This window comes from Gracilibacillus lacisalsi DSM 19029, from assembly GCF_000377765.1.
Lineage (GTDB): Bacteria > Bacillota > Bacilli > Bacillales > Amphibacillaceae > Gracilibacillus > Gracilibacillus lacisalsi.
The window spans coordinates 1-24,213 of record NZ_KB898676.1 but is presented as its reverse complement, the minus strand read 5'-3'; the positions used below and the strand labels follow the sequence as shown (position 1 = coordinate 24,213).

The 24,213-nt window shown below is 35.9% G+C and carries 26 protein-coding genes; all 26 read right to left on the bottom strand.

What is annotated here, in order from left to right:
* Positions 1–4 precede the first annotated feature (4 nt).
* On the bottom strand, positions 5–661 hold the full coding sequence (nth, locus tag D569_RS0117555; RefSeq protein WP_018933743.1) for an endonuclease III: 657 nt from the start codon (positions 659–661) through the stop codon (positions 5–7).
* Positions 662–670: 9 nt separating this feature from the next.
* Positions 671–1,345, bottom strand: coding sequence for a DnaD domain-containing protein (locus D569_RS0117550; protein ID WP_018933742.1), 675 nt, complete (start codon positions 1,343–1,345; stop codon positions 671–673).
* Positions 1,346–1,981: 636 nt separating this feature from the next.
* Positions 1,982–3,274 (bottom strand): asparagine--tRNA ligase, encoded by a 1,293-nt coding sequence (asnS, locus tag D569_RS0117545; protein WP_018933741.1) that lies wholly within the window; start codon positions 3,272–3,274, stop codon positions 1,982–1,984.
* Positions 3,275–3,299: 25 nt separating this feature from the next.
* Positions 3,300–4,481, bottom strand: a complete 1,182-nt coding sequence (locus D569_RS0117540; RefSeq protein WP_018933740.1) for a pyridoxal phosphate-dependent aminotransferase — start codon at positions 4,479–4,481, stop codon at positions 3,300–3,302.
* 20 nt (positions 4,482–4,501) lie between these two features.
* Positions 4,502–5,029 carry a cell wall elongation regulator TseB-like domain-containing protein gene (locus tag D569_RS0117535; protein ID WP_018933739.1) on the bottom strand — a complete coding sequence of 176 codons (528 nt, stop codon included), beginning with the start codon at positions 5,027–5,029 and terminating at the stop codon, positions 4,502–4,504.
* On the bottom strand, positions 4,992–5,168 hold the full coding sequence (locus tag D569_RS24115) for a YpmA family protein (RefSeq protein WP_083939071.1): 177 nt from the start codon (positions 5,166–5,168) through the stop codon (positions 4,992–4,994). Before D569_RS24115 ends, D569_RS0117535 begins: the two co-directional genes overlap by 38 nt.
* A gap of 145 nt (positions 5,169–5,313) precedes the next feature.
* The gene (locus tag D569_RS0117530; protein ID WP_018933738.1) at positions 5,314–6,123 is read right to left on the bottom strand and encodes a ComEC/Rec2 family competence protein; all 810 of its coding nucleotides are present in this window, start codon (positions 6,121–6,123) and stop codon (positions 5,314–5,316) included.
* A gap of 62 nt (positions 6,124–6,185) precedes the next feature.
* Positions 6,186–8,831 carry an ATP-dependent DNA helicase DinG gene (gene dinG, locus D569_RS0117525; RefSeq protein ID WP_018933737.1) on the bottom strand — a complete coding sequence of 882 codons (2,646 nt, stop codon included), beginning with the start codon at positions 8,829–8,831 and terminating at the stop codon, positions 6,186–6,188.
* A gap of 641 nt (positions 8,832–9,472) precedes the next feature.
* Positions 9,473–9,859, bottom strand: a complete 387-nt coding sequence (gene panD / locus D569_RS0117520) for an aspartate 1-decarboxylase (RefSeq protein WP_018933736.1) — start codon at positions 9,857–9,859, stop codon at positions 9,473–9,475.
* An 11-nt stretch (positions 9,860–9,870) separates the two neighbouring features.
* The gene (panC, locus tag D569_RS0117515) at positions 9,871–10,743 is read right to left on the bottom strand and encodes a pantoate--beta-alanine ligase (protein WP_018933735.1); all 873 of its coding nucleotides are present in this window, start codon (positions 10,741–10,743) and stop codon (positions 9,871–9,873) included.
* Positions 10,744–10,745: 2 nt separating this feature from the next.
* Entirely contained in the window at positions 10,746–11,582 is an 837-nt protein-coding gene (gene panB, locus D569_RS0117510) for a 3-methyl-2-oxobutanoate hydroxymethyltransferase (protein WP_018933734.1), read from the bottom strand.
* Between the two features lie 12 nt (positions 11,583–11,594).
* A complete protein-coding gene (locus tag D569_RS0117505) occupies positions 11,595–12,572 on the bottom strand; it encodes a biotin--[acetyl-CoA-carboxylase] ligase (protein WP_018933733.1) in 978 nt (325 codons plus the stop codon).
* Positions 12,559–13,746: a CCA tRNA nucleotidyltransferase gene (locus tag D569_RS0117500; RefSeq protein WP_018933732.1), complete on the bottom strand. Its 1,188-nt coding sequence runs from the start codon at positions 13,744–13,746 to the stop codon at positions 12,559–12,561. The genes D569_RS0117505 and D569_RS0117500 overlap by 14 nt, the downstream gene beginning before the upstream one ends.
* The gene (gene bshA / locus D569_RS0117495; protein ID WP_018933731.1) at positions 13,736–14,872 is read right to left on the bottom strand and encodes an N-acetyl-alpha-D-glucosaminyl L-malate synthase BshA; all 1,137 of its coding nucleotides are present in this window, start codon (positions 14,870–14,872) and stop codon (positions 13,736–13,738) included. The genes D569_RS0117500 and bshA overlap by 11 nt, the downstream gene beginning before the upstream one ends.
* 26 nt (positions 14,873–14,898) lie before the next feature.
* The gene (gene mgsA / locus D569_RS0117490; RefSeq protein ID WP_018933730.1) at positions 14,899–15,294 is read right to left on the bottom strand and encodes a methylglyoxal synthase; all 396 of its coding nucleotides are present in this window, start codon (positions 15,292–15,294) and stop codon (positions 14,899–14,901) included.
* A gap of 12 nt (positions 15,295–15,306) precedes the next feature.
* Positions 15,307–16,107 carry a 4-hydroxy-tetrahydrodipicolinate reductase gene (gene dapB / locus D569_RS0117485; RefSeq protein WP_018933729.1) on the bottom strand — a complete coding sequence of 267 codons (801 nt, stop codon included), beginning with the start codon at positions 16,105–16,107 and terminating at the stop codon, positions 15,307–15,309.
* Positions 16,100–16,450: a nucleotide pyrophosphohydrolase gene (locus tag D569_RS0117480; RefSeq protein ID WP_018933728.1), complete on the bottom strand. Its 351-nt coding sequence runs from the start codon at positions 16,448–16,450 to the stop codon at positions 16,100–16,102. Before D569_RS0117480 ends, dapB begins: the two co-directional genes overlap by 8 nt.
* A gap of 67 nt (positions 16,451–16,517) precedes the next feature.
* Entirely contained in the window at positions 16,518–17,195 is a 678-nt protein-coding gene (locus D569_RS0117475; protein ID WP_018933727.1) for a zinc metallopeptidase, read from the bottom strand.
* A 75-nt stretch (positions 17,196–17,270) separates the two neighbouring features.
* Complete coding sequence (locus D569_RS0117470; RefSeq protein ID WP_018933726.1) at positions 17,271–17,987, bottom strand: sporulation protein YpjB; 717 nt, start codon at positions 17,985–17,987, stop codon at positions 17,271–17,273.
* Between the two features lie 388 nt (positions 17,988–18,375).
* Positions 18,376–18,957: a lipoprotein heptaprenylglyceryl N-acetyltransferase LhaT gene (gene lhaT, locus D569_RS0117465; protein ID WP_018933725.1), complete on the bottom strand. Its 582-nt coding sequence runs from the start codon at positions 18,955–18,957 to the stop codon at positions 18,376–18,378.
* 125 nt (positions 18,958–19,082) lie between these two features.
* Positions 19,083–19,880: a menaquinol-cytochrome c reductase cytochrome b/c subunit gene (locus D569_RS0117460; RefSeq protein WP_018933724.1), complete on the bottom strand. Its 798-nt coding sequence runs from the start codon at positions 19,878–19,880 to the stop codon at positions 19,083–19,085.
* Between the two features lie 27 nt (positions 19,881–19,907).
* A complete protein-coding gene (gene qcrB, locus D569_RS0117455) occupies positions 19,908–20,582 on the bottom strand; it encodes a menaquinol-cytochrome c reductase cytochrome b subunit (protein ID WP_018933723.1) in 675 nt (224 codons plus the stop codon).
* 3 nt (positions 20,583–20,585) lie between these two features.
* On the bottom strand, positions 20,586–21,107 hold the full coding sequence (locus tag D569_RS0117450; protein WP_018933722.1) for a QcrA and Rieske domain-containing protein: 522 nt from the start codon (positions 21,105–21,107) through the stop codon (positions 20,586–20,588).
* Positions 21,108–21,251: 144 nt separating this feature from the next.
* Positions 21,252–21,710: a DUF2487 family protein gene (locus D569_RS0117445; protein WP_018933721.1), complete on the bottom strand. Its 459-nt coding sequence runs from the start codon at positions 21,708–21,710 to the stop codon at positions 21,252–21,254.
* Positions 21,711–21,834: 124 nt separating this feature from the next.
* On the bottom strand, positions 21,835–22,395 hold the full coding sequence (locus D569_RS0117440; RefSeq protein ID WP_018933720.1) for a ReoY family proteolytic degradation factor: 561 nt from the start codon (positions 22,393–22,395) through the stop codon (positions 21,835–21,837).
* 18 nt (positions 22,396–22,413) lie between these two features.
* Positions 22,414–23,685, bottom strand: a complete 1,272-nt coding sequence (locus D569_RS0117435; RefSeq protein ID WP_018933719.1) for a tetratricopeptide repeat protein — start codon at positions 23,683–23,685, stop codon at positions 22,414–22,416.
* Positions 23,686–24,213: the final 528 nt, after the last annotated feature.

The following is a 24,213-nucleotide window of genomic DNA, read 5'->3' as shown; positions in this document are numbered from 1 at the left end:
TTTCTTAAACCTTGCTGCTTTTTCTCATTCTCTTTTGCCCTTCTCGACAAAGGTCAAGAAGCGGGCAAATTTCACACTGAGGACTTTTCGCCTTACAATGGTAACGACCAAAGAAGATTAATCGGTGATGTGTGTTACTCCACTCTTCTTTAGGAATTTTCCTCATTAGTGTTTTCTCTACTTCTAAAACACTATCTTTCCACCGGCAAATACCCAGTCGTTTTGCAACTCTTTCAACATGTGTATCAACAGCAATGGCTGGCTCTCCAAATGCAACAGAAGCGACCACATTTGCCGTTTTACGACCGACACCAGCAAGTTTTTCTAATTCTTGCTTCGTATTTGGAACAACTCCACCATATTCTTCGATTAAAGTTGTACACAGTTTTCGGATATTTTTTGACTTATTACGATATAGTCCTATAGAGCGAATATCGCGTTGCAGTTCTTCTAAAGGAACATTTACATAATCTTCAGGTGTCTTATATTTTTTGAAAAGGTCTTCTGTCACCTTATTAACTAAAGCATCTGTACATTGTGCAGATAAAACAACAGCTATTAATAACTCAAAAGGATTATCATGAACTAATTCACATTCTGCATCGGGAAACATGTCCTCGATTTTTTCCAGAACGATATTTATGTCTTTTTTCGTTAACATTACTCTCCCCTATTCTTCTAACCAATTGTAATATAAAGATTTATCATAAGGATGTTCTTTCTTGACGGAAGTGTTTTGCTGATGACTGTGAAACGATTTACTTGATTGCTGCGCTTGTTGGGAAGATTTAATTCCTTTCTTTTGCCACTCAATTAAAATACGGTCAATATATTTAAAATTAATTTTTCCCATCAATACCGCTTCTCTTAAGGCAGTGTATATAAGTGAAATATCATGATTATCTTCATCTAACCAATTGTTGATCATTTCGATTTCAAAAGGTGATAATGGTCTGCCAAATTCACGTTCGAATTTTTGAAATACTTCTCCAACCTTATTATCTACTTTTTCTACTTTTTGATCAACCGTATATAGCTTTTGCCATAATGGGTCTAATGAGTAAGATTCTTTGATGATGTTGTAATCAGCTTGATCCTCTTCAATGGCCAGTAAATCTTTTTGTATTAATTGTCGTAGTAAATTAGTGCAGACTTCATTTGAAATTGTTAGATGTTCGGCGATTTCTTCTGGCGTTGGAAAATTATTGCCCTTCCTTTGTGCCGTATAAATTTGCAAAATAATAGCTAATTGCGTCTCATCCAAACCCAAAGAAGCGAATTTTTCAATTAATAAAGCCGGAACATTTATTTGATCATGTAAAATGTATTGCATGTTTTGTTTCATCGTTTATAACCACCTTCAACCAATATGATAACACTATCTTTAAAAAAATACCCGTTCCTGCATCGACCAATTACTTTATAGTAGATACACTTCGAAGTAATGAAAATTCCCAAATTGGGGCTCTCTCCCATTCTGATTATTAAGTGCTCACATACGCTCCAGCAGAATACTGCGCTTTCCGCGGGCACGTCTTCAGCTAACTTGGTGAAGAAAGGCACTTCACCAAGTGGATCTTCAGCTCTCGCTGTCCCACAGGAGTCTCCGTATTCTGCCTACGCTAAGCATGGTGTTCTGATTATCGAAATAAGAGAACTTTTGGTGTATATTTTCCTTAAATTTCTTCTTGCTTGATAAGAAATTCACACGAAGCTGCGGAAAAATGCGACACTCCTGAGGAGAACAGCACGAGCCGAAGATCCACTTTGCAAAGTGTTTTTCTTTGCGAAGTTAGCTCAAGATCTCCCCCTGAAAGGGAGTATTTTTCCGCAACGCCGGGAATTCACTTTCAAAATACAGAATAGAAGAAAACAAATTCTCTTGAGAGTTACTTCGTAGTTTATCTATTTTGTGGAGTTTTTTTAGTTTTCTTTATAAAATAGATAATCCTTTGCACGTTTAGCAAAGGATTATCTATACTTATGGGTATAAACGGTTTAATAGTCTTGGGAACGGTATTGTTTCTCTAACGTGTTCAACACCACTGATCCATGCAACAGTTCGTTCTAATCCTAATCCGAAGCCAGCATGTGGTACACTACCGTATTTTCGTAAATCTAGGTACCATTGATAAGCATCTCCTGAAAGGCTATGCTCTTCATAGCGTTGTTTCATTAACGACAGGTCATCAATTCTCGCAGATCCACCAATGATTTCACCATAACCCTCTGGTGCAATTAAGTCAGCACATAACACAACATCTTCACGGTCAGGATCAGGTTTCATATAAAAAGCTTTAATATCTTTCGGATAGTGGGTAATAAACACTGGTTGATCAAAGCTTTCAGCAATAGCAGTTTCATGTGGAGCACCAAAGTCTTCTCCCCATTCGATATCAGTAAATCCTTTTTCCTTTAACATTTCGATTGCTTTATCATAGGTGATTCGTGGAAATGGTGCTTTGACTTTTTGTAGAGCGTCCAGATTTCTCTCCAATGTTTTAAGCTCCAATGTACAATTTTTCAACACGGATTCAATAATGAATTGAACATAATTTTCCTGTATTTCTAAGCTTTCTTCATGTGTTACAAAAGCCATTTCTGGTTCAATCATCCAAAATTCAATTAAGTGTCTTCTTGTTTTTGATTTCTCTGCTCTGAATGTTGGACCAAATGAGAATACTCGTCCTAGTGCCATAGCTGCTGCTTCCATATATAATTGACCACTTTGAGACAAATAAGCCTCTTCATCAAAATATTGAGTATGGAATAACTCAGTCGTTCCTTCAGCAGCTGAACCAGTTAAAATTGGTGGATCAACTTTAACAAATCCTTCCTTTTGGAAAAATTGATAAGTTGCCTGGATAATTTGGTCCCTAATTTTCATAATGGCATGCTGCTTTTTAGAACGCAACCATAAATGACGGTGATCCATTAAGAATTCTGTACCGTGTTCTTTCGGTGTAATTGGATAATCTGTTGCTTCTTGGATAATCTCTATTTCTTTTACTTGCATTTCATAACCAAATGGTGATCGAGTATCCTCTACAATCGTTCCCGTTACATACAATGATGATTCCTGGGTGATCGACTTTGCCAATTGAAAAGTTTCTTCTGATACTTCTGCTTTTACGACAACTCCTTGAATGAAGCCAGTACCATCACGCAATTGTAGAAAAGCGATTTTACCACTGGAACGTTTATTGGCAAGCCAAACACCGATCGTCACCTCTTGATTAAGATAATTTGCTACCTGATTAATTGTTGTTTTCATAAAATTCCTCCACTATCGTTCGTACTTATTGGTGATTTTCAACAAATCGTTTAATCCGATTTGCTGCTTCTTCTAGTTGTTCTAATGAAATAGCATAGGAAAGACGAACATTATTTGGTGCACCGAATCCAGAGCCTGGAACTAATGCTACTTTTTCTTCTTCTAATAAAGCTGTAACCCATTCGTCCACCGTATCGAAGCCGTTCATTTCCACTGCTTTCTTCACATTTGGGAACAGATAGAAAGCGCCTTTAGGTTTGACACATTCGATTCCTGGTATAGCCACTAACCATTCATATAATTTTTCTAGTCGTTCACTAAATGCTTCACGCATATCGGTTACCGGTGTTTGTGAGCCACTGTAAGCTGCTTCTGCTGCTACTTGTGCAATCGACGTCGGATTTGATGTAGAATGTGATGCTAAATTGGACATTGCTTTAATAAGTTGTTTGTTCCCTACAGCATAACCAATTCTCCATCCTGTCATTGAATGTGATTTGGAAACGCCGTTAATGATAACAGTCTGTTCTTTTAATTTTGGTGAAAGCTCTGCCACAGATACATGTTTTGTTGCTGTATAGGTTAATTTTTCATAAATTTCATCTGAAACGATTAAAATATTATGCTTGAGGCATACTTCACCTAATGCTTCTAATTCTTCTTTCTCATACATAACACCTGTTGGGTTACTAGGAGAATTGATGATAACTGCTTTTGTTTTTTCTGTTATAGCATTTTCTAATTGTTCCGGTGTTAATTTAAATTCATTTTCTTCTTGTGCATCTACAAATACCGGCTTTCCTTCTGCTAATTTAATTTGTTCAGGATAACTTACCCAGTATGGTGCGGGAACAATCACTTCATCTTCTTTATTGAGCAACACTTGAAATAAAGTGTAAAGTGCATGTTTTGCACCAATTGTTACAATAATTTGGTCAAGATCATAGTCTAAGCCTTGATCTTGCTGCATTTTTTTCTGAATAGCTTGCTTTAATTCAATCGTTCCTCCAGCTGGAGTATATTTAGTAAAACCTTCATACATGGCTTTAGATGCTGCCTCTAAAATATGTTCTGGAGTATTAAAATCTGGTTCTCCAGCACCTAAACCAATCACATCATGTCCTGCTTGTCTTAACTCTTTAGCTTTTGCTGTAATAGCAAGCGTTGATGATGGGGTTAATGTTTGTACTCTGTTTGCTAATTCCATACTCTTTAATCACCTTTCTATTATTGAAATGATGGCTTTAAAGTTAATCGATAGTGCGTTTTGTCCTCTAGTAATACATGTTCATACACCAGTCTATCTGATGTATCAAGGTATTTAATCTCGAGAACGGGGTAGCCACTATCTAATCCAATTGTTGAACCTAACAACTCACAAGATGTACATCGATCACGCCATTCGGATAAGAGGATATCTTCACCATAAAGGGATTCTTTATTATAAGTATCATATTCCCATTCCTCTTCCGACAGATACATATATACTAACGAGGCTTGATTATCATTTGTTTCACCATCTACCACATAGTATAATTGATCGCCATGAAATCGTTCAATGCTATGTATCACATCTAGTGAAGTATTATCCAAGGCTAAAGTTCTCACCTCATCAAAATGTTCTGTTTTACTATTTATTACGTCTTGGTACAGCGAAATAAAATAGTACGAGACGATCAATAAAAAGATAAAAATTAATGATACGATAATCCATAATTTACTGCGTTCGATAAATGGTAAAGATTGCTTTTTCATCATTATCCTCACTTAGTGTTAATCCAAACATAAGATTTTCTTCTTTCAACGTTCGATTTAAACTATCGACAATTTTATACAAATCGTCTGCATATGTCAGCTGAACAGTAGACAGTGTTGTAATTTTTGAATGGCTTATTTAAGACACCTCCAACAGATATAAGATAGGGAAAGCGATGACCTCTTTCCCTATTGTGTAAAAAGATATTCCTCTATTTATTTTGATAGACTTTGATCAATTTTTCAACTGAAAACATGGTAGATTTTTAAATATCTATGGTTATTTAAGAAGGTAACAGACTGACTGAACTATTTTCCGTAAGAATTTCGTAGTCATCCTTATTTAAACGGACAAATACGGTACCAGACTGTTTTAAAAAGTAAACATCAATCCAAGTTGCGTTTAACCGCTCAATTAATGATTCATTAATCTTATGTGTTTGACTTGGAAAAATGATACTCATATATGGATCAATATGTTCCAGAAAATTTTGCGATGGTGAATGTCCACTACCGAAAGCAGCTACCTTTAATATATCTACATCAACAGTCTGCTCAATTAATTTTTGTTCAATGGTCGTTTCTTTGTCATTCAAAAACAAAATGGACTCTTTACCATATCGCATTAAAAAAGAAATATCTCCATCCTTGGTTTCATCCAACGGTCGGATATTTACATCTTCCCAGAGAGAAAACTCTTCATTCAGCTTCCAAGTTTCCACCTCGACTGCTTCTAAAAATTCCACATTCATGTTCGAAGGAATGATTAGTTTTTCGACTTGATAATGTTCCAAAAAATATAATAAGTTTCCTGTATATTCTTCTGATTGATTCGTTACAACAATCGTGTCAATTTTGTCGACATGTAGTTTACTTAATTGCTGATATAATGTTTTTTGACTGCGTTTTGAAGCAGTATTCACTAAAATGTGCTCACCCTTATGATTCGTTAATAAACTTGCTTCTCCGTGTGGTACATTAAAAAATATAATGTCTAATTCATCGGTATTTAATTTTGGTATATCAGGTATCGCTAGCAACGGCGGACTAATCAGCAACGATAATAATAGACAGCAGAACAAACGTTTTATCATTAGGAAACCTACCTCTTTGATTTTTGATTATATATGTAGGTTTTCACAAATACGGAAGTTTATCATAGCCATTTTTTACTTACACGATTTAGTAAGTCTTGCATGGTTTCATAATGAATAGGAATGTCAGGTATTGATTGAATAAATGTCTTACCATACCGTTTGGTCATGATTCTTTCATCAAAGACAAAAATCATACCCTGATCTGTATCTTTCCGTATTAATCTGCCAAATCCTTGTTTGAATTGCAATACCGCTTGTGGTAAAGCTAATTCCATAAACGGATTCATTCCTTTTGATTTAAAATAATCAGCTTTTTTTATATATACAGGATCTTGTGGTGACTGAAAAGGTAGCTTCACAATGATTAAGCACGACAAATCATTACCTGGAATGTCAATGCCCTGCCAATAAGCATTTGTACCTAAAAGAATCGATTTTTCAAATGCTTGAAATTGTTTAATTAATCGATTCCTGCTGCCTGTCGAAACACCTTGTCCAATAATCATATAGTCCATTAACAGATCTGTTTCTTTTAAAATAAAGTAGCTTTTTCGCAACATGTCATACGAAGTAAACAGTACTAACATTCTCCCCTTCGTCTTCTCGGCAATCGAAATAATCGCTTCATTAATCGCAAAGATAAAGTCGTCATTATTAGGATATTGTATAGCCGGAAGATCGTTAGGTATCATAAGCTCAACATGGTTCTGATAGTCAAAATGATGTTCAACCATATACTCTTTCGTATGCTCCGTATTAAGCCCTAGTCTTTCTTTTATATATCGGAATGATTGGTTCATGGTTAGAGTAGCACTAATTAATATAATCGATTGCTTTTCCCGAAATAAATAAGACTGTAATGTATTCTTAACTGAAAATGGTTCGTGCTGAATAAATACAGCATTCTCTGCACCTTGTTGATCAATTTCCAGCCATGTAACAGCTTCCTGTTTTTCTTCAATCAATAGCTGACGAAGCAGTTCTTCTACATGTAAGATTTGTTCCTTCTCATCCGTTATATCTTCTGGGAACAATTGTGCTAAATCTTTGATTACCATGATTGTTCGATAAACGCTGTCAACAAGTTCTATTGGTTTATCATGGTTCCAAACAGTTTTTAAACGCCCTACATCTGTAACATTTTTCTGTTTTTTATTCTGTTCTTTGACATATTGATATAACTGACGGAATAATATATCTGTTTCATATTTAACCGTATCTATAGATTGTTGAAGACTTGTACTTTTAACATCACTTTTTTCCAACTGTTGATAAAAGTGAGTTAATTCAAAATAGCTTAAAGAATCTCCAAGATAATTGGTTGCCATTTGTTCCAGTTGATGTGCTTCATCAATAATTAATCTTTGATACGCAGGCAGAATCGGCTTATCTGCTAACATGTCAATTGCTAACAGAGAATGGTTGGTGACTATGATCGAAGCTTCTGTTGCTGTTTTTATCATTCTTTGATAGAAACAATAATCCTTCCACATCTCATTCGCTTTTTCGTTATTGACAACAATTTGATTAAAAACAGGGTGTTTTTCAACCGGAAATTGTATTTCATCTAAATCACCTGTCGTTGTTTCCGTAAGCCAGACGATAATCATCGCTTTTAGCAATATATCCTGATAAGATCGATAATTAGAATCATGAAAGAATTGTTCGAAATTTTGTAAGCTTAAATAATGGCTTTTTCCTTTCATAATAGCTGTTCGAATGGGTAAATCTAATTTTGCTAAATCTTGATCGATTAATTGAGACTGTAAGTTTGTATTAGTTGTACTAATCACTACTTTATTATGGTGATTTAGTGCTTCATAAACAGCCGGAATTAAATATCCAATAGTTTTGCCAACACCTGTTTCCGCTTCAATAAGTGCATGTTCATTCATCCGAAAATGATCATATATCTTCTCACTAATGAAGACTTGTGCGTTTCGTTTCTCATATCGGGCATAGACTTGTGCAAGTTTGCCATGATCACCATATATTTCATCTAAATATGTAGAAAAGTCTTGCGAAATATACGCTTCTTCTTCCTTTATTTCTTCTTGTTTCTTTAAAGAAAAACCTCTAATTTCTTCTAAATCTGTGCGAATCGCTTGTTGATCTAATGACTCACACAATTTAGCAAAATCTGTACGCAAAGGATGAGATATTGATAACATTTGCTGGATGACATTCTCCGGTAAGCTTTGCAATTTGTTTATTAGTAAAATTAGCAAATCAGCTGTTACCAGTGCATCTGATATCGCCCGATGTGGATTAGCATGACTGATCATTAAATATTCAGCTAATTCATTTAGTTTATAGCTAGGTGCTTTTGGTAATAAAATTCTCGCTAATTCGACCGTATCGACAACATAAGGGTGAATTTTGAATTCACCTACTCGTTCAAGCTCTTCATTTAAAAAAGTTAAGTCAAACGGTACATTGTGTGCCACTAAAATAGCATTATCCAGTAAACCTTTAAACTCGGGAACAATTTCAGCGAATACAGGTTGTGTTTCCACATCTTCATCCGTTATAGAAGTTAATTGTGAAATAAAGGTTGGAATAGGTTGTTCTGGATTAACTAGTTGATTATACTGTTGTGTAATTTGGTTGTTTTCGATTACTACTAAAGCTATTTCAATTATTCGGTCACCTTTTGATGCGGATTGTCCAGTAGTTTCGACATCTATTACAACAAATTTTTGCAAAGGATCATCCCCGATACTTGATATTACATTTCCATTTATTATTAGCAACTTCTGACAAATAAATATATAAACATTCGCTTGACCATAGTTCACACTAGATAAAAACTGCGAAGTAATGTGGTAATTAGATGTGCGGTCACCTAAGCGATAATTTTGAAATATATTGTGATGATAACTACCACTTCGGCTGCCCACTTCCCTTTCCGTGGGGTTTGCCCTTCAGCTAAATTTTCAAGCAAAAACCGCTCGAAAAAGTGGATCTTCAGGCCAAACAGGTCCCACAGGAGTGGAAGTGGGCGGCCTTCGTTAAGCTATTCTCCACAACACTAATCCGAAATCAACCAATCGATTTCTCCACCATATGTAGTTCCGGAAGTGTCGCATTTTCCACATCTTAGTATACAATTCTGATCAAGTGACAAGAAATTCAAAGGATTTAGTTCCATGTGTTCTATCCTTTCTATAATCAGAGCACAACAATAGCGGAGTATTCTGCCGGAGCGGTTTGCATGCACTCTCTAATTGAAGAATACCAGAGAGCAATTCCTTTTCCTCGTTACTGCGCAGTATATGGATACTGTTCATCGTTAGTTGCTATTTTCAAAAAACAAACTCTTATCTTGGTGGATAAGAGTTTGTTGTCATGAAAGGCTTGATAATGGTGGTTCTTGCTCTAAGATTTCTTTTATATTGTTGTGCTCATCCATTACAGCCACTTTTGGTTTGAATTCTTTTAGCTCTTCGTCTGATATGATGCCGTATGAAACGACTATTATAATATCATCAGGCTGAACAAGACGAGCAGCTGCACCATTTAAACAAAATACCTTACTGCCTCTTTCTCCAGCAATCACATATGTTTCCAAGCGTGCTCCATTATTGTTGTTTACAATTTGTACTTTTTCATGCGGTAAAATACCCACATTATCTAAAATTTCTTCATCAATCGTAATACTACCTACATAATTTAAGTTTGCCTCTGTTACACGTGCGCGATGAATTTTCGATTTCATCATAGTACGTAACATAATCGTTCCCCCTAAACAATTGCTTTAGGTACAGTTCCATTCTCACTTATGATAAGATTATCAATTAATCGTGCTTTCGTAAATTGAACAGCTACAGCAATGATGACTTGTTGATCAATACTACTTATTGGCTTTAAGGATGGAAATGTTAACAAATCTACATACTCAATTTCACCGTTTGTTTCTCTATCTAAATATTTTTTTACTTCCTCTATAATCATAACAGGATTTTTTTCACCGTCAATAATTAATTGCTGTCCTGTACGTAATGCTTTATATAAGTGAGCGGCTTCTTTCCTTTCCTCTTCAGACAGGTAAACATTCCGACTGCTCTTTGCCAAACCATCTGACTCTCTTACTGTTGGTACTGCAATTAGTTTGGTAGGGAAATTGAAATCATCTATAAGTCCTTTTACAACAGCAACTTGTTGAGCATCTTTGAGGCCAAAAAAAGTAAAATCTGCTTTTGTTAAATGAAAAAGCTTAGTCAATACGGTGGCAACACCATCGAAATGGCCTGATCGACTTTTACCACATAAAACATCCGTTCGTTTCTGTACATGAAGTTTTATCGTTGCTTCTTGAGGATACATTTCGTCCACCGTAGGCAAAAATAAAATATCGACGTTATGTTGTTCAGCAATCTTTTGATCCCGTTCTTCATCTCTTGGATAACGTGCAAAATCTTCATTTGGTCCGAACTGCAGGGGATTTACAAATATACTTGCAATTAACACATCTGCATATTTTTTGCTCTCATCCATCAGTGTTGTATGTCCTTCATGTAAATAACCCATGGTAGGGACGAAACCGATCGTTTTATTATCCTGTTTCAATCTGGCTGTAATAGCTATCAATTCGTTAACAGTACGTACAATTTCCACTTCTATTCCTCCAAATTCAAATCAGTAGCTAGCTGTTCACTCATAACGAATGTATGTTCCTCATCTGGGAATTCACCGGATTTCACTTGCTTATGATACTGTTGAATCGCTAATTTAATATCTAAACCAACTTCATGATATACTTTTACGAATGAAGGCTGAAAATCTACTCCGTAATGTAAAATATCATGATAAACAAGCACTTGACCATCACAATCCTTGCCTGCTCCAATACCGATAGTTGGAATCGATAATTGTTGACTTATATGTTTGGCTAATCGATCTGGTACACATTCTAATACTACACTGAATGCTCCACTATTCTCTAACTTTTTCGCATCTGCTATTAACTGTTTAGCTGTTTCTTTATCTTTTCCTTGGATTCGATAACCACCTAACACATGTACTGATTGTGGCGTTAAACCTAAATGGCCAACTACTGGTACACCTGCTTCTGTTAGTTTCTCGATCAGCTTTAAAGTATCTGTAGAGGCTCCTTCGACTTTTAACGCATGTGCATTTGTCTGCTGCATCATTTGCTGTGCATTCTCCATTGCTTTTTCTATTGATAAGTGATAAGACATAAAAGGCATATCAATAACAGTAAAGGTATTCGGGGCACCTCGTGTAACAGCTTTTCCATGATGGATCATATCTTCTACCGTAACCTCGATGGTTGATTGATAGCCCAATACGACCATTCCGAGAGAATCACCAACTAATAGCATATCAACTTCCGCTTCTTCTGCTAATTTTGCAGATGGATAATCATATGCTGTAATCATAGTGATTTTTTCACCGTTCTTTTTCATCTTTTGAAATTGGATTGTATTTTTCACCTTCATCACCCCTTACCATGTAATTTCTGCACTATAAATAACCCTTTCATCCTGATTGTCCTTTAATACAACTAATGCCCCATCATCCGTTATCCCATTGACAGTAGCATTATACTCTTCTTGGTTTGTTTTTACATGGATTTTTTCCTTTAATTTATAAGCGTGCTTTAACCATTTTGCTTTGATTGGTTCAAAACCGGTTTGCAAATAGGACTGATAAGCTAATTCGAAATCCTGTAAAATATCCTGAATCATTTCTCGCAGATTCCATTCCTGTCCAGAAGCAATCCGAAGAGAAGTAGATTTTTCTTTTAGTTCTTCGGGAAAATCTGTAGACAACTGATTGACATTAATTCCGAAACCGATGATTAAATACTGAATGGCTTCCAATTCTGCCTGCATTTCGGTTAAGATTCCAGAGATTTTTCTTCCATCGATAAAAAGGTCATTCGGCCATTTTATTTGGATCTTTTGTCCTGTGATTCGTTCAAGTGTTTCTACTAGGGTAACAGCTACAAATAACGTCATTTGGGATGCCTGATGTGGAGGAATGCTAGGTCTTAGAATGATACTCATCCATATTCCGCCATCATGATCTGAAACCCAGCGCCGATCCATTCGTCCACGGCCAGATAATTGTTTGCTTGTCGTAACAACCGTACCATGTTCTGCACCTTTTCTTGCTAAAGCATGCGCTAAATCCTGTGTAGACGCTAATTCTTGTCTGAAATCAATACGTTTACCCAACCAGTCTGTTTCTAACCCCCATTTAATTGTACTTTCATTGAGTTGTTCTGGCTTAGATACAAGACGATAGCCTTTTTTAGGCACTGAATCAAATTGATAGCCATCTTTTTTCAATTCATTTATATGTTTCCAAATAGCAGTACGGGATACGTCTAATTTCTCAGACAAAGCCTGCCCAGATATATATCGATCTTCTTGTTCCGCCAATATGGAAATTAATTCGTGGCGTTTATTGTTTGTCATATTGTAACCACTCTCTTATACCATTTTTATCATTTTTTATTAATTCTGAAACAACTGCCTTCTCCGTTTCAAGAAGCATGTTCTGAATCCAAGAGCCTTTAGCTCGATTAGGGAAAAAGGAAATAATATCTTGTCCATTAATCGCTAACTCACTTCTATCTTTGATTACTAAGTTCTTTTGTAACATTTTAATTTCTTCTTGCGTAAATGTATCCTTGTAAAACAACTCACACAATATGGTGAATTCTTCAATTAAATCTTCGGGTAATCGATACAGCACCCAATTGAATGGCTCTTTTGGGTAATCTTGAACAAGTTGAACTAATAAACGACTAGATTTTTTGATTTGATTGGATAGTTTCCACTTATTTGTCCAATCAGAAATAGCTATGTCTGATACGTTTAAATTCATATAAGCGATAAATGACGCAAAGCTTGGCAGTGGACCATGCAACGTTTGAAATGACTCTTGTATGTCACTATTTTCAGATAGAATGGGTATGTGGTTGACTAAACCTGTCCGTAATAGTGATTGTATTGCATCATGGAAATAGGTGCCTTTTAACGTTTTTTCCCATTCGACTGCAATTCTTTCCAACGCAATTTTTTCTAGCCATTTTCTATTATCATCAATAGCTTGTAAAACTTCAGTGGCCAATTCAAATCCTAATTGACTCTGAAAACGGATTGCTCGCATCATTCTTAAAGGATCTTCTAGAAAACGCTCCTGCGCTCTTCCGACAGTACGAATCAATTTCTTGTTGATGTCGTTTTGGCCATGATATGGATCAATCAGCTGTAATGATTGATCCATCGCTATGGCGTTCATAGTAAAATCTCTTCTTGCAAGGTCTTCCTTTAAATCCGTAACAAAACTTACTGCATCTGGTCTTCGAAAATCACTATAACTTGTTTCGGTTCGAAATGTCGTCACTTCAAACGATGTGCTTTGATAACGTACTAGTACAGTACCGTGCTCAATCCCAGTAGGTATTACCTTTGGGAATATTTTCTGTATTTGATCGGGATAAGCTGATGTTGCGATATCAATATCATCAACAGTTCTATCAAGTAGCAAATCTCTAACAGCACCACCAACTATATATGCTTGAAAACCGTAGTTTCGAATTTCTTGTACTACTTGTTGGGCTAATTTAAATAGTTCAGCTTTCATTGTTTTCACCTAACACCTCAGCATACAACGCTTCATATTGCTGTTTAATCTTATCCGATGAAAAATGTTGTACAACTCTTTCTTTTGCCTTGGCTGAAAATGAATGCCATTTATCCATATCACTAACTAACTCTAGCGTTCTTGCAGCAAAAGCATCAATATCTCCCAGTTCTTCTATATAACCTGTCACCCCGTCTTCAATAACTTCAGGAATTCCTCCAATATTTGAACCAATACAGGGAACACCGCAAGCCATTGCTTCTAATAAGACAAGTCCAAAGCTCTCTTTCTCAGATAATAGTAACTTAATATCTGCAATGGAAAGCAAACAAGGAATATTTTTCTGTTTACCAAGGAAATGGACTACATGATCCAATTGTAATTCTCGAACTAGATCATATATTCTACCGTATTCAGGACCATCGCCAATTAACAGAAGCCGAGAAGGAGTCTCTTTATACACGGTTTCAAAGGTGTGAATAACATCTTCTAACCTTTTTACTTTTCGAAAATTAGAAATATGAATCAATACTTTCTCATTTTTTTGAATCCCAAATTCTTGTTTCAATTCTTCCTTGCTCTGTGCTTGATATTCCTGTTCATTCACAAAGTTATAGATGACATGAATGGGACGCTTAATCCCTAACATCTCTTTCGTTTGGTTCACTAGGCTATGAGATACAGCGGTAACCGCATCTGACTGTTCGATACCAAATTGAATCATCTTTTTCAAACTTAGATCAATTCCCAGTACGGTAATATCTGTACCATGCAATGTCGTAACAATTTTTACTGGGTGCTTCGCCATTTGCTTTGCTAAAATAGCACAAATTGCATGTGGCACTGCATAGTGAGCATGAATAATATCTAATTTTTCCGTATCTATGACTTCTGCTACTTTCGTTGCCAAAGCTAAATCGTAAGGTGGATATTGAAAAACAGGATAATGATTTAACTCTACTTCGTGAAAATATATATTAGGATTAAATGAATTCAAACGAAATGGAACACTAGATGTAATAAAATGAATTTCATGACCTTGTTTTGCTAGCATCTTACCTAACTCGGTCGCAATAATTCCAGATCCACCTACAGATGGATAACAGATAATTCCTATTTTTAGCATGTGGCAACCCACCTATTATTTTGTATTTAGGACTTTATATTACGCCATTCAAAAAAGCCTGCATCAAGCGCTCTTATCATGACTTCTGCTCCTCCTAAATTAGTTACAAGAGGAATTTGATAAACATCGCATAAACGCATCAATGCACTTATATCTGGCTCATGAGGTTGAGCTGTTAATGGATCACGGAAAAATATAACAAGATCCATTTCGTTCGTGGCAATTTTTGCTCCAATTTGTTGATCGCCACCTAATGGTCCAGACTCAAAGCGTTGAATGGCTAGACCTGTTGCCTCGTTAATTCTTTTACCCGTTGTACCTGTTGCATATAATGTATGATTTTTCAAAATGGCTGAATAAGCTACCGTAAAATTAACCATATCCGTTTTCTTCTTATCATGTGCAATTAAAGCTATATTCATTTGGCTCTCTCCCTATTCAAGTATATTCTCTAATCCATAAACTAAAATATCGAGTTTCATAACATTATCAATCGCCAGCTTGACTCCTGTCATAAAGGAGCTGCGGTGAAACGAATCATGTTTGATTGTTAGGTTTTCTCCTGTAGAACCGAATACCACTTCTTGATGTGCAACTAAACCTGGTAAACGCATACTATGAATCCTCATACCATCGACATCAGCACCTCTTGCACCTGCGATCGTTTCTTTTTCATCAGGATGACCTTGATTTTTCGTTTCTCGTACTTCTTTAATTAATGAAGCTGTTTTAACAGCAGTTCCGGATGGGGCATCCAGTTTATTATCATGATGTTTTTCAATGATTTCAACATCTGGAAAATATTTAGCTGCCCATTTCGCAAATTGCATCATCAGTACCGCACCTAAAGCAAAGTTCGGTGCAATGATAACCCCAACTTCTCTCTCTTCCGCCAAATCAGTCAGCTCTTGTAATTGATCATCTGTAAAGCCAGTAGTACCGACTACTGGTCTAATGCCATAGTTTATAGCGGTCTTTGTATGTATATATCCAAATTCAGGTGTAGTTAGATCGACTAATACATCTGCCTCCACGGATTGAAAACACGTTTCAATATCGGTATAGATTGCAGCATCTAATTTTGGTAACTCTTCAAACTCTTTTATTTGTTTACCTTCAAATTTATGATCTAAACAAGCGACTAATTCCAAGTCTTCTTGTTTTTCAATCATTCTTAAAGCTTCGCTACCCATCTTTCCTCTAGGTCCTGCAACAATTACTTTTACTTTATTCATTGTTATCCTCCTGATTCGCTATTCTTGTCCAACGATCTTTGTCTCTTGTTTCGATTTTATTCATTGTTTCTGCAAATGCGTCACTTAAGCTAATATGTTGCGAATTAGCAAAACAAATCATCACAAAGAGAAGATCTCCCAATTCTGCTTCAATTGTATTATTGTCTTCAGAATTTTTCTTTGGCTTTTCACCATAATGATGATTTACTTCTCGTGCTAGCTCACCAATTTCCTCTGTGAAACGTGCAAGCATACTTAATGGCGAAAAATAACCTTCTTCAAATTGCGAAATATACTGATCTACTCTCTTTTGCATATCTTGCATACTTTCTTTATTATACATTTAACACCCTCCAGAGATAAAGTAAAAAGACAGATGTATACACATCTGTCTTTCATCATATTTAATATTAATCTTCATTTGCAAGTAAAAACATTGAAGCAAAACGAATTAACTCTGCTACCGCTACGAGTGCTGCTGCAACATAAGTTAATGCTGCTGCATTCAATACTTTTTTCGTTTGTCGTTCTTCGTTATTACGGATGATCCCGGAAGAAACGAGTTGCCCCATCGCACGGTTAGAGGCATCAAATTCTACAGGTAATGTCACCAGCTGGAATAATACAGCAAATGCCATAAAGATAACCCCAATAAGCACCAGGTTCATTGCGCTAAACATAATACCGGCAATAATGAAAATGATTGACATTTTATCACCCAGCCCCGCTATAGGTACCAATGTATGGCGAAAACGTAAGAATGCATACGATTCTGCATCTTGTATGGCATGCCCTACTTCATGAGCAGCAATGGCTGCCGCAGCTGCAGAATAGCCATGATAGTTATCACTGGATAAACGAACTACCTTTTTGCGAGGATCATAATGATCAGACAACATACCTTTTGTTTCTTCTATATTTACATCGTATAAACCATTATCATCTAAGATCTTTCTAGCGACTTGTGCACCTGTTACCATTTTAGAATTCATGACTTGTGAATACTTTTTATAGGTGTTTTTCACTTTCGATTGTGCCCACAGTGGCACAAGAATTAATATAGCAAGATAGACAAAGTATCCTAGCATTTTCATTCCTCCATCATAAAACATCTTTTTAAGGTCAATTTTAGTCAAACAGTGACATTATGTCAATTAAAATGTTTATACTGATTCGCCTCTGTATTTTGCCCAGGCAACATAAGATAAACTCAGGAAAATAAAACCGAACACGATAAATATTAGCCACTTTGTATAATGAGCATTTGCATTATGAAGCGTGTCAATATTAAGCTTAGAGATTTGTGAAAATGATTCTTCTAATTCCATTTCGTCATATGATTGATGGCTATTCGTTATGACACTTAATGACTCTTGATAATCTTGATATTGTTCATCATTTAAATGCAATTTCACCACTGGGGATATTGCCTCCACATAATAGACAACCTCCTCCATTTCAGCTTGACTTACTTGCTCCTGATCTAATAATTTATTCATTTTGTTATCTAACTCATACTTCCAAGATGTCCATAATGGAGCACTATCTGAAATCATAGCGTCCCATAAAATAATGGTTTGTTGCGCTGCTAACAACTTCTCCGAATCCGTTGTTTGCTCATCTTGAAGTACATGTAGACATTTATCAAGATATTCTTTCATTACTGGTTCATATGTTCTCTTTTCTTCTGCAACTCTTTGTAAAATGGTCTTTTGATTATTTTCGATAATTCGAACCGCAACATCATAACGTTGCTCTTGTACAAGCCGTTCAAAAGTGTACATATAATGATCATTATCTTGAGCAGAAAGATCGAATGGATGAAAAGCTTGTATTACTATTGAAATGAAAAAAAATGAAAACACATAAATAATTCGCACAACTACCCCTTCTTCCATCTTTCTTTTTAAAAATGTATGAAAGATCTGTAGCAGTTATGCCTTCGAATCATATCGAATCAAAAACCTTGCAAATAAGCTAGACATAGATGCCCTTCAAGTTCAGGCTGTGTGCGGACATTTGTTCCGTTATTTCTGACAAAAGTACCGTTTTGAAAGTGGTCGCGGACATCTATTCCGCTATTCATCGAAAATAGTGATAGTTGAAGCCAAAATCAACCAAATAAGGGATTCGATGTCCGTTAACATCGAAAAATGGGTGTTTTTCAATCAAATAACGTACTCAATGTCCGCTAAATAAATTCCATTAATTCGCAGTAGTGATCCACAATAAATCAAAGCGGATGATGACGAGTGGCTTTTAATCGTGTTATAATTGCCTAATATTTTTCTTTACTGATACTTGATAAACGGTGAAAATAGTGATAATCGATAACCAAAAAGTAAAGTAACCGATATGTTGTTGGTAATCAGTTAAGCTACCGTAAACAGGCATCATACCATATACATAATCAATTAACTCATTATGTAATAACCAGATGGCAGCAATCGCTAAATGGCCTAATTTAATCTTATAAAGTGGTGCGTACAAAAATGCTTGTATAGCCATCGCTCCATGAGAAGCGATTAACATATATCCTTGCCAACTTAAATCTCCACTAACGTAAAGTGTTAATAAGTTCATCACAACAGCCCAGGTCCCATATTTCACAAGTGAAGTAAATGCTAATGCTTCAATAATTGGTACATGCTTGCCTATTAATAAAAAAAGTAAAAATAAAGTAAAAAACAAACTAGCTGTTGGACTGTCAGGTACAAAGGCAAGAAATTGAGCAGGTGTATCACTTAGTTGGTTTCCATACCAGAAGTATCCATAAATAGTACCTAGTAGATTCACAATAAATAAAAGAGCAATAAAATATGGGTGGAACAATATTTTTTGCAGTATCATATATTTCTCCTCTGTTTTTTGAATAAATTTCAATCATGATCAAAGTTGGACTTATCAACTTAACAGATATAATTGAATCTTATTAAAAACCCTCGCTCATGTGTGCTACGAGCGAGGGTTATGATTTATTCTTCTTCTGAAGCTTCTTCGTTCACAGATACGATAAACTCTGCCAACTCTTGTAATTCTTCATCTGTCCCTTGAAATTGATCAGCAGGCATTGAACCAACACCATTAACTGCAATATCCTTAATTTCTTCAACATCTAAGTCAATACCAATCAATCCTGGTGCTGCTCCTCCACCGGTAAGATCTCCACCATGGCAATTAATACAGCTGTTCTCTTCATACAGTGCATAACCTGGAGCAGACTCATCTATTTCGACCGATGGTTGATCTTCAGGCAACTCTGGTTTATTGTTTTCTGCTTTTTCTTCCCAGTCAACGTGTGCTGCTGCTTCATACGTTAACCAGAAGACTGCAGCAAAACTAAGAAGCATTAATCCTGTTGCAATTGGTCGTTTATGTGGACGACGCTCTTTTCCTTTGTCTAGGAATGGTGCTAAGAACAGCGCACCAAATGCAAGTCCAGGAATAACTATTGCACCCAATACAAAGAATTGAGCACTTGCAAATTTATATTTCAATAATTGATATAAAAATAAGAAATACCAGTCTGGTAATGGTAAATAACTAGTATCAGTAGGATCAGCCATTTTCTCTAATGGTGCAGGGTGTGCAATGGTTAGACATAAGAAACCTACTAAAAATACCGCTCCTACTAACCACTCTTTTAATAAGTAATTTGGCCAAAACGCTTCTGTTCTACCAGGATATTCCGAATAATCTTTCGGAATAAACTTCTGTTTGTCAGCTGTAACACGTGAATCGCCAACAAACTTCATCCCTTTTCCTCGTTTCACTGCTATCCCTCCTTCTTTAGCTCTAGTTTATAGCGGACCAGAAATCCCTTGTTTACGGATCATGATAAAGTGAATAGCCATCAACACGAATAGTGCTGCTGGTAAGAAGAACACGTGAATCGCAAAGAATCTAGCTAAAGTTTGGGCCCCAACAATAGATGGATCTCCATTAAGTAATGTTTTAGCCATTTCTCCTATGAACGGAACACCTTCCGCAATTTCAAGTGTTACTACGGTTGCAAAATATGCTTTATTGTCCCATGGTAATAGATACCCTGTTAATCCTAGTGCAAGCATAACAAAGAAAAGAAGGACACCTACCATCCAGTTAAGCTCACGTGGTTTCTTGTAAGCACCTTGAAAGAAAACACGCAACGTATGTAAAAATAGCATTACAATAACTACACTCGCACCCCAGTGGTGCATACCTCTTACAATTTGTCCATGTGCTACTTCTGTTTGTAGATAATAAACAGAGCGCCATGCATTTTCAATATCTGGTACGTAATACATCGTTAAAAACATACCTGATAAAATTTGGATGACTGTTACAAAGAAAGTTAAGCCCCCAAAGCAATATACAAACGCTGAAAAATGATGTGCAGGGTTAACATGCTCTGGTACTTCGTGATCTGCAATATCTCGCCACAGCGGCGTTATGTCCACACGATCATCAATCCAGTCATAAATCTTCTGTAGCATTTATTAAGCCCCTCCTTCCTGAACCGGATTCTCTTTAACATTTCCTAGATATAATGTTCCGTCTTTTACTTCGTATTCAAATAAATCTAATGCCGCATTTGGCGGTGTATCCGGGACATTCAAACCATTTTTGTAATAGCGACCATCATGACATGGGCAGAAAAATTGATCAGGATAATCTGGATTACCAGCCCAATTCACTGCACAACCTAAGTGTTTACATGTTGGCGATAGCGCTACGATTTCATCATGTTCATCTTTGTAAACCCACGCACTGTGAGTTACGTCTGATGTATACCAAGCGTCGACTTGCTCAACGGTCCAATCAAAACGTTGAGGCTCTTCCGTAATTTCTGATACGTCAACTACAGCATGCATATCTTCTCCACCAGTAGCTTGTAAAACTGGATCAATTGCAAAGCGAACCATTGGTGCTAACATACTAGCAGCCATAAAACCGCCGACACCTGTTAATGAATAATTTAGAAATTGACGACGGGACACTTGTTGTTTTTTCTCTGACATCATTTACCCCCCTCTACACATATTCCGACTTCATGGATTATAAACTCTTATATATTACTAGGACATTACTATGATAGCGTAAACTTTTGAACTGGTCAATAAAATCTAATTTATATTTATTTATTTTCTATTAACAAACAACTGTTACCAATAGCTTCTGATCAACTCACTGATCTGGGTTACTTGTTCGTTTATCCATTTTTTCGTCTGGTCCGATTGATAATCATCCATAGTACTAGCCGTTAGCCATATCAAATTACTATCTAGCATTCGTTCATGCTTTTTCCAGTTCACATCATAAGTAAGGAGAAATATATGGTTAAAATGATCATTGGAAAGCATGCTTGTCCACTGATTAAGAATAGTACTCTCGCTCTCATAGTTTGTGCTTCGTATATATGTATAAGCTGGACTTAGCATTATTCTACCCGTATAATTTCTTTCTAATTCATCTGATATAATCTGTAATGACGTATATTGATCAGCTAATTTGGTTGCCTCTGACTCTGTTTGTAAATCTAGAGGTATCAATGGTACACAGAGCGTATCAATATATTCTTTTGATTGAAAAAACATGTTCAGATCTTTCTTTTTCCACCGCATCTATTATCCTCCTCAGTAGCGTTACTAGAACATGAAAAACTTGGCGCAATGCCAAGTTGACAAAAATTCACAAAAAGAAACGGAATATCCCGTTCGGAATGGGGCTCCCGTTCAAGCAATCTGTTCACTTCTTAATAATATAGGATGCTTCCAGTTTCTTCAATTGATCAGAGTAATGTTCAAACAATTGTTGATTTTTCTGATCTAATGCCTCATTTATGTTTTGGAGTAACATTTCTCTTTTATATTCATATAACGAATATGCTAACCATTCTTCTGCCATCTTTTTATCGCTTTTAGTCAAGAAGTAGTCATCAGGAATAAACGGATTATCCTCCAATACTCTCATATAAGGAATGCATTGCTTGGAATCTTTAAAATTAAGCTGGATATATATAGGTTCTTTGGCATGCAATCGAATATCATGAAACGATTTATCCGCATCAGTTGTTACAATATGCTTTTTATAAAAACGAAAAGCTATTTCTTTTGAACAATGCGTTGAAATAATCATAGCTCTTGGACAGAATCGTGCTTCTAACACAAAATGAACATGCTCTAATAATTGTTCATGGTTTAATAAATAATTAAGAATCCAGACGCTTTCTCGTTTTTTTAGTTGATAATTCCCTAAAAACCACTGAATAAATGATTTCTTATCCTCCACACGAATTGAAGTTTCCAATTTTCACTTCCCCTCCATTTAAAAGAGAGTATCATTATTTTGATCTTTCAGCCTTTCGGCATATTGTTGAATATCGAAATCTGATGGCTCTAAAACCAGATACTCTTCAAATATTTCTAGAGCTAAACTGGTCCTCCCTTCTTCTACTAGAAAATATCCATAATCTTTTAAGAAGTCGGTATCTTGCTTTATTTTATTGTATGCATTTTGGTATGCATTTAATGCCTGTTTAAACTCTTCTTCCTCATTATAAGCTTTCGCAAGCTCCCAATAAAAAATACCATCTAACGGTTCAACCTCAACCTGTTCAGTTAATAAGTGAATAATTTCACCATATTCTTCCCGTTTTTTATAGGCTTCAACGAGGAACAACAGTGCTTCCTGGTATTCATTATCTAACGATATCGCTTTTTTCACTAAATCAAATGCCTGATCGGTGTTGCCAGTTTTTAAAGTGATTCTGCCTGCTGTAAACCACATTTCTTTATTAAACGGGTCCATTTCTACCCCTTGATTACCCGCTTGATATGCCTCATCAAGCATACCTTCTTCTTCATATGCCTTCGCTAAATACAAATAGACAGAAGGATATTCTAATTCTTCTTCCAATAATTTTTCCCAAGCCTGAATTGCTATTTCATATCGCTCAGATTTATAAGCTAAAAAACCATAACGAAAAAGAGTTTCAGGATCTTCAGTATCTAATGATTGATAGTAATGAAGAGAAGATTCAAATTCACCATTTAACGCATATGCTTCTGCTAAGCGACTGGAAATGTTAACACCAGCAAATTCTTCGGTTTTACTTTTTAGTTTTTCATAATAAACAATTGATTTATGATATTCTCCTGAAGAAAATAATAATTCACCTAATGCAAAGTCAATGATTGGTTCGTCTGGTGCAATATTTTTAGCTATCAACAGCTTTTGTTCAGCTACTTCAAATAGCCCTTGTGCCTGATATAAATCTGCAAGCTGCACTAGTGCCTGCAGGAAATTATCATCACCATCTTGTATTTCATTCAGAAGTTCAATCGCTTGTTCATCTTTATTATCATCAGTCATAATATCTGCTAATAATAATTTTGCCTCACTATTACCTGGCTCCGTGTTTAAGATATCTTCTAAAACTTCTTGTGCTAAATCATGATTTCCTAATTCTACAAAGATCTGAGAAATCTCAAGCTTCGTATCTATATCAGCTGAAATTGCCGTTTCATTAAGTAATGATAAAGCTTCTTCTATTTCCCCTGCATGGATCATTTCAATTGCTTGTTCAATCGTATTCAATGATTTCAACCTTTCTTTATAACGTATACTTCTAACTATTCATCTTATCGGATAACATCCAATCGAGCAACTAAGACAATTTGTAAGATCAAAAAATTATATACATAGTCCTTCCCTGGACGATATCGATCAGATACACATTAGATACATACTGCGAAGTAGCGAAAACTGATTGTTCGAAACTAAACGCACAGTCACCTATGAAGTAATTTTGACATATATCGTGATCATAACCGCCACTTCGGCTGCCCACTTCCCTCGTATGATATAGGCAACCTTAATTTTAAGGTATCCCCATGAAATTGTATAATGGGGGTAATCAGATGGAGGTATCGTTACTTCCCTTGAAGCTTAGTCTTCGTCGGAAAGTCTGATGCCTCCTTCTTTATAGAATGATTCGTATCAGCTGGATGACACAGACGTTGTCGAATATCGAACGAGGATGGATAGCTATAAAGATGCGGAGGATTCCTCTTTTCTGATTAATCTATCACACGGGTGGTGTTTACATGTACTACTTAGGGATTG